Annotated in this window: 7 protein-coding genes and 1 pseudogene; all 8 read left to right on the top strand. The window is 60.4% G+C overall.

Going from position 1 to position 7,053, the window contains the following annotated elements; genetic code table 11:
* On the top strand, positions 1 to 1,028 hold a 1,028-nt coding region (locus AC1DVH_RS24010), incomplete at its 5' end, for an ABC transporter substrate-binding protein (protein WP_477755913.1).
* Between the two features lie 72 nt (positions 1,029 to 1,100).
* A complete protein-coding gene (locus tag AC1DVH_RS24005) occupies positions 1,101 to 2,000 on the top strand; it encodes a branched-chain amino acid ABC transporter permease (protein ID WP_477755912.1) in 900 nt (299 codons plus the stop codon).
* Positions 2,000 to 2,944: a branched-chain amino acid ABC transporter permease gene (locus tag AC1DVH_RS24000; protein ID WP_223531572.1), complete on the top strand. Its 945-nt coding sequence runs from the start codon at positions 2,000 to 2,002 to the stop codon at positions 2,942 to 2,944. The genes AC1DVH_RS24005 and AC1DVH_RS24000 overlap by 1 nt, the downstream gene beginning before the upstream one ends.
* Entirely contained in the window at positions 2,941 to 3,723 is a 783-nt protein-coding gene (locus AC1DVH_RS23995; RefSeq protein WP_223531571.1) for an ABC transporter ATP-binding protein, read from the top strand. Before AC1DVH_RS24000 ends, AC1DVH_RS23995 begins: the two co-directional genes overlap by 4 nt.
* Entirely contained in the window at positions 3,720 to 4,367 is a 648-nt protein-coding gene (locus AC1DVH_RS23990; protein ID WP_223531570.1) for an ATP-binding cassette domain-containing protein, read from the top strand. The genes AC1DVH_RS23995 and AC1DVH_RS23990 overlap by 4 nt, the downstream gene beginning before the upstream one ends.
* A 10-nt stretch (positions 4,368 to 4,377) precedes the next feature.
* A complete protein-coding gene (locus AC1DVH_RS23985) occupies positions 4,378 to 5,532 on the top strand; it encodes an iron-containing alcohol dehydrogenase (protein WP_223531569.1) in 1,155 nt (384 codons plus the stop codon).
* Positions 5,533 to 5,549: 17 nt separating this feature from the next.
* Entirely contained in the window at positions 5,550 to 6,704 is a 1,155-nt protein-coding gene (locus tag AC1DVH_RS23980) for an iron-containing alcohol dehydrogenase (protein WP_223531568.1), read from the top strand.
* Positions 6,705 to 6,886: 182 nt separating this feature from the next.
* A pseudogene (locus AC1DVH_RS23975) lies at positions 6,887 to 7,053 on the top strand (outer membrane porin, OprD family); the annotation flags it as partial.

Here is a 7,053-nt window from a genome sequence, read left to right as displayed (position 1 = left end):
CGGCTAAACAGGTCGAAGAGTTCCGTAACCTGGTGCAGCGCCAGAAGGTCGATGCAGTGGTGGGCTACATTTCCTCCGGTGACTGCCTGGCCATTGCGCCTGTGGCCGAAGAGCTGGGGGCCATGACCGTGTTTTACGATTGCGGCACTTCTCAGCTGTTCAATGAAGACAAGACACCGCAGTTTGTGTTCCGCACCGGCCTTGATGCGGCCGTGGACAATATCGGCGCCGCCCGTTACCTGTCCAAGACCCGCCCCGACGCGCAGAAAGTTGCCGGCATCCAGCAGAACTACGCCTTTGGACAAGACAGCTGGAAAGACTTCACCCACTCCATGGAGCAGTTGATGCCCAAGGCCAAGGTGGTCGAGTCGCAGATGCCTAAGGTCTTCCAGGGCCAATACGGCGCCGAGATTTCCGCTCTGTCGGTCAAGCGCCCGGACATCATCCACTCCAGCTTCTGGGGCGGCGACATGGAAGCGCTGGTGTTGCAAGCCAATGCCCGTGGTTTGTTGGAAGACGCCACCGCGGTCCTGACCTGCGGCGAGTCCGCCCTGGACCGCTACAAGGACCAGGCTCCCAACGGCATGGTCATAGGTGGCCGTGGCCCGTTTGGTGCGTTCGCGCCGGATAACGAACTCAATCGCTGGTTCAAGGACAAGTACCAAACCGCGTACAACACCGCGCCGACTTACCCGGCGAGTAAAATGGCCCAAGCCATTCTCGGCCTCAAGCACGCAGCGGAGAACGCCAAGGTTGAACCGGGCAAGATCCCCGCGCCGCAGGAAATCGCCAAGGCCTTCAAGGGCGCGACCTTCGAGTCAGTGTCCGGCACGGTGCAAATGGCCCGCGCCGGAGGGCATCAGGCGATGCAGGGCATTTCCTATGGCGAGTACCAGTACGACAAGGCGAGCAAGAAAGGCGACGTGCAAAACGTCATCGCCTTCTCCGGCGAATGCGTGACGCCACCAGACGGCACTGCCGCCCTGGAATGGATCAAGGCTGGCTTCCCCGGTGCCCAGTGCAACTGATCAACCTCGCTTGATTGTTCCGAAGTGGCGGCCCGTCCGGCGTCGCCACCTTTATGCCAAGGTAGGACCTCTATGATGAGTCTTTTCGCGGTGCTGATTGACGGCACCATCTATGCCTCGTGGCTGTTTTTGGTCGCGGCAGGGTTGACGGTGATCTACGGGGTCATGCGGATCCTGAACATGGCCCATGGCAGTTTTTATGCCATTGGCGCCTACACCGCAGCTTCGCTGGTGGGCTGGTATTTCAATAACGGTATCGGCCCGGTCTGGGCCGGTTACCTACTGATGCTTGGCTGTGCCGTGGTGGCCGGGCTGATCGTTGGCCTGATTATCGAGCGTGGGSTGCTCAAGTTTATGTACGGCCGAGACGAAGTGCTGATGGTGATCATCACCTACGCGCTGCTGCTGGTGTTGGAAGACACCATGAAAATGATCTGGGGCGTGAACCCCTATTTTGCCTATCAACCCTACGCCGAAATGGGCCGTAGCGCCTTGGCCGGGCTGAAGGTATCCAATTACGACCTGATGCTGGTAGGCGTGTCGCTGGTGCTTGGACTGGGCTTGTACCTGTGGCTGGAACGCACCAACCAGGGCAAGGTCCTGCGGGCTGTGATCCACGATCGTGAAGTGGCTATGGCCATGGGTGTCAACGTCAAGCGCATGTTCACCCTGGTCTTTGTGTTGGGCACCATGCTCGGCACCTTGGCCGGTGCCTTGACCGCTCCGGCTATTTCCGTAGCGCCGGGCATCGGCGTGGAAATCATCGTCCTGGCCTTCGCCGTGGTGGTGATCGGTGGCATGGGCAGTATCGAAGGCGCGGCGGTAGGCGCCTTGCTAGTAGGGCTGAGCCGTGCGGCGGCGGTGCACTATGCGCCGGAGTTCGAACTCTTTGTGATTTACGGCGTCATGGCGCTGGTTCTGGCGGTACGTCCGCAAGGCCTGTTCGGCCGCGTGCTTGCGAGGAAAATCTGATGCGTATGGATAAAACCGAACTGATTCTGCTGGCGGTTGCAGCGTTGCTGGCCGCCGGTGGCTGGATTGCTCCGCAATGGCTGGTGTTTTTGCTGACCATGGCGTTGGCCAAGGCCATGGTAGTGCAAGGCGTGGTGATGCAGATGCGCGCCGGTCTGGTGACCTTTGGCCAGGGCTTGTTCTTCTGCGTTGGTGGTTATGCCGTGGGCATGAGTGGACATTTCCTAAACATCACCGACCTAGCCGTGTTGCTAATGATCGGCGTTGGCGTCGCGGTTTTATTGGCGATGGTTCTAGGGCTGCTGATGACCCGCTATCGGGAGATTTTCTTCGCCATGCTGTCGTTGGCGTTCTCGATGATCCTCTATGGCGTGCTGGTGAAAAGCTCGGCCCTGGGCAGTACTGACGGCTTCAACGTCAAGGCCTGGACCCTGTTTGGCTGGTCGCCGGCCGCCGGGCAGGGACCGCTGGTTTTGTTCATGATCATCGTTGCCAGTTCGACGGTGCTGGCGGTGTTGCTGCATCGCTACAGCCGCAGCAATGCCGGGATGATGTGTGAAGCAATTCGTGAAAACGAAGTGCGTGTCGAATACCTCGGGCAGTCCCCACGCTGGGTGCTTTACATGAACTACGTAGCCGCCGCGGCCGTTTCGGCATTGGGCGGTGGTTTCATGGCCTTGTCCGCCGGGCATATCGACCCGGAAATGGCCTACTGGATCACCTCCGGTGAGTTCGTGTTCATCGCCTTACTCGGCGGCACCGCCCACGTGGCGGCACCCTTTATCGCCGCCATCGTGTTTGCCGTGGTGCGCACTTACGCCATCGAACTGGTGCCCCATAGCTGGCAGATGATTCTGGGCTTCACCTTACTGGCGATCATCGTGTTCCTGCCCAAGGGCTTGTGGAGCCTGTTTACCGGTAACGCTAGGAGGGCTAAAGCATGACCTGCATTCTCGAAACCCAAGGTCTGTGCAAGGAGTTCGGCGCAGTCACTGCAGCCAAGGACGTCAATGTGCGGATCAACAAAGGGGAAGTGGTCGGTGTGATCGGCTCCAATGGCGCCGGCAAGACCACTTTCATCAATATGGTCACAGGTTACTTGAAGCCGAGTCGGGGCGAGATCCTGTTCAATAACCAGTCGATCATTGGTCGCACACCTCGAGCGATTACCCGCTCGGGCATGGCCCGCTCGTTCCAGGTCGCCCAACTGTTTGCGCAATTGAGCGTGCTAGACAACCTGCTGATTGCGGTGGCGGCGGCCGAAAGCCCGTTTCCAGCGCTGCTGGTGCCTATGCGCAGCGCCTCACGGATTGCCCGTGCCGACGCCATTCTTGTCGAGTTCGGCATACCGCAGTGGCGTGACACTCTGGTCACCGCGGTGCCGCAAGGAGTGCGCAAACTTATCGACATTGCCATGGCCTTGATTGGTGATCCGCAGATGTTGCTGCTCGACGAACCCACCAGCGGCGTTAGCGCCGAAGAGAAAACCGCGCTGATGGACACCGTGATGCGCGTCGTTGCCGAGCATCAAGTAACCGTGCTGTTCGTCGAGCATGACATGGACGTGGTACGCCGCTATGTGTCGCGCATTCTCGCGTTCTACAGCGGTGAAGTCCTGGCCGACGGAGCCCCGGAAAAAGTCTTGGCCAATGCGCAGGTGCAGGAGTTTGTCACTGGCGGCGCCAAGGCCCACGACAAGGCACAAAGGAGTGCCGTGAAATGAGCCTGGAAATTCGCAATCTCAATGTATCGATTGAAGGCATACCGATCCTCAATGACGTATCGCTGTCCATCGGTCCCGGGGAAATGGTCGGTCTAATCGGCCACAACGGCGCGGGTAAGACCACCTTGATCCGCGCCATCATGGGTTTGTTGCCCACGGACCGCGGCGAGATGTTTTTTGGCGGGCAGGACCTGCGCGCGCAGCCGGCCTTTACCCGCGCCGCAGCGGGTATCAGCTACTTGCCCGAAGACCGGCGCCTGATTCCGTCGCTGACCGTGGAAGAGAACATCATGTTGCCAGTGTGGGCCAACAAACTGGTCGACAGCAAACAGCGACTGGACTGGGTCTACAGCCTGATTCCAGAGATCGCCCAGTTCCGTGACCGCAAGGCGATGCAGTTGTCCGGTGGCCAGCAGAAGCTGGTGGCCATGGCCCGGGCACTGATGCCGGGCAATCAACTGTTGATTCTGGACGAACCTTTCGAGGGCGTAGCGCCGGTCTTGTCTCGGCGTTTAAGCGAGGTGATTGCCAAGCTGGGCCAGGAAGGCCTGTGCGTGTTGATCTCCGAATCCGATGACACACATTCTGCCGACCTGGTCGATGCGTTGTTTCGCATCGAGCGCGGCAGCGTGACAGCAGGGTAGGGGCAGCTGTATGTCGACATTTAACTTTGAAACCACGCCACGTGTGATCTGTGAGATCGATGGCGCGTTGCGCCTGGGCACCTTATGCCGCGAGCTAAAGGCCGAGCGGGTATTGCTGGTCAGCGATCCGGGGTTGTTGCGCGCCGGTTTGCTGGATGCACCCTTGCGAGCCCTGCACGAAGCCGGGGTCGACGCGACACTGTACAGCGATGTGCAGGCCGATCCGCCGTCGGAATCGGTACAGCACGCGGTGGATGCCGCCCGTAACTGCCGTGCCCAAGCAGTGATCGGCCTGGGCGGTGGCAGCTCCCTGGATACCGCGAAGTTGGTAGCCTTGCTCTGTGGCCGCGAACAGGCGCTGGAGTCGATCTACGGTATCAACCTGGCCCAAGGCCCGCGTTTGCCATTGATCCAAGTGCCGACCACGGCGGGCACGGGCTCGGAAGTAACGGCAGTGGCGATTGTCACTACCCCCAGCCATGAGAAAAAGGGCGTTGTCAGCCCATTGCTGTATCCGGATATCGCGCTGCTGGATGCCCGACTGACCGTCGGCTTGCCGGCAGCCGTCAGTGCCATGACCGGTATCGATGCCATGGTCCATGCCATCGAGGCCTACACCAGCGTGCACAAGAAGAATGTGCTGTCCGATGGCCTGGCAATGCAGGCGTTGCGCCTGCTGGCGGGCAATCTGGATCGGGTCCTGGCGACGCCGGGGGATTTACCGGCCCGCTCCGACATGCTTCTCGGCTCGATGCTAGCGGGCATGGCCTTTGCCAACTCGCCGGTGGCGGCGGTGCATGCCCTGGCGTACCCGTTGGGCGGCCACTTCCATGTGCCCCACGGCTTGAGCAACGCCTTGGTGCTAGTGCCGGTGCTGAACTTCAATCGTCCTGCAGCCGAGGCGCTGTACGCGCAACTGGCGGCGGCGGTGCTGCCAGGGCAGCGCTTTGCCAGCGAGGCGTTGGCCTGCGATGCCTTTATTGAGTTCATGACCCGGTTGGTGGAACGCATGCCGTTTGCCCAGCGGCTACGGGACGTGGGCGTGACTGTCGACGACCTGGATCACCTGACCGATGACGCGATGAAGGTCGAACGCCTGCTTATCAATAATCCGCGCCCGGTAACCCACCAAGATACCCGCGCCATCTATGCCTCGGTGCTGTAAACAAAAAGGACTGACCGATGAGTTATGAATTCAGAAGCGTGCCGCGCATAGTCTGCGAAGAGGGCGCGTTGCACAGCGTGGGCAAGGTGCTCAAGGATCTCGGTGCGCAACGGGTGATGCTGGTGTGCGATCCTGGCATTGTCAGCCTGGGTTTTGTAGTTAAGGCCCAGGACTCGCTTGAGGTGGCTGGCTGCGCAGTCACAGTGTTCGACCAAGTGGTTCCCGACCCTTCGTCCGCCGTGGTCAAAGAGGCCGCCGAGCAGGCCCGACAATTCAAGGCCGATGGCGTGCTGGGGCTCGGCGGCGGCAGTTCCTTGGACGCCGCCAAACTGGTGGCGTTGCTGATCAACAGCGAACAGCCCTTGGAGGAGTTGTATGGAACCGACAAAGCCCAGGGACAGCGGGTACCGCTGGTGTTGGTGCCGACCACGGCAGGCACCGGCTCTGAAGTGACTTGGGTCTCCGTCATCACTGACGAGCAACAGCGCAAGCAAGCGGTGTATTCGTCGCAACTGATGCCGGACGTGGCGGTGCTCGACCCGCAACTGACACTCGGACTGCCGCCCAGAGTCACCGCCGCCACCGGTTTGGACGCCATGGTGCATGCAATCGAGGCCTACACCAGTCGCACACGTAAAAACCCGATTGCCGATGGCTTGGCCTCCGCCGCCTTGGGGTTGCTGAGCGCCAACCTGCGCAAAGTATTGGCCAACGGTCAGGACGTGGCGGCGCGTACAGCGATGCTGCAAGGCTCGCTGATGGCGGGTGTGGCCTTCGTCAACGCCTCGGTGGCGGCTATTCATGGGTTGGCCTATCCGCTAGGGGCACGCTTTCACATTCCCCACGGCCACGCCAATGCCCTGGTGATGGCGCCGGTACTGCGTTTCAACCTGAGCGCGGCGCAAAGCCAATATGCGGAGCTCGCGACATACCTGTTGCCGGGCCGCCATTTCGAGCACGAAGCCGAGGCAGCCGAAGCCTTTGTCCAGGCAATTGAAGCGCTGGTGGCCGACAGCGGGCTGGAAACCCGGCTGTCGAAACTGGGGGTGGACGAACCCGCCCTCACCGAAATGGCCAACTCCGTGGTGATGAACCTGCGTCGCCTGATCGACAGCAATCCCAGGGACATGACCGCGCAGGACGTAGAAGCCCTCTACCGCAGCATCTTCTAACCGACTGACGCGCATCGCCTGCTTACAGGCGGTGTGCTGAAGGGGTACGCACCCTAATTTGAGGGGCCGTATCAGCTTGCCCTCCCTTTTTTCACCTCGTCTGTCAACGCAGAGGGGAGGGTTTTGTGCGCTTTTTAACCATGAGAATAAAAATAATGAACTGCAGCAATAAAAACAGCCGCATGTTGGCACCTGTCGTCGGTACCCATGTCTTAGGGCTGGCGCTGGCCGCGTCTGCCTTTCCGGCCGTTGCCGAGGGCTTTCTCGAAAACGCCAAGGCGAGCCTTACGTCGCGCAACTTCTACATCAACCGCAACTTTACCAACCCGGCTTACCCGCAGAGCAAGGC

Source organism: Pseudomonas sp. P4_C3 (genome assembly GCF_056402075.1).
This window is presented reverse-complemented; position numbering and strand designations above follow the sequence as displayed.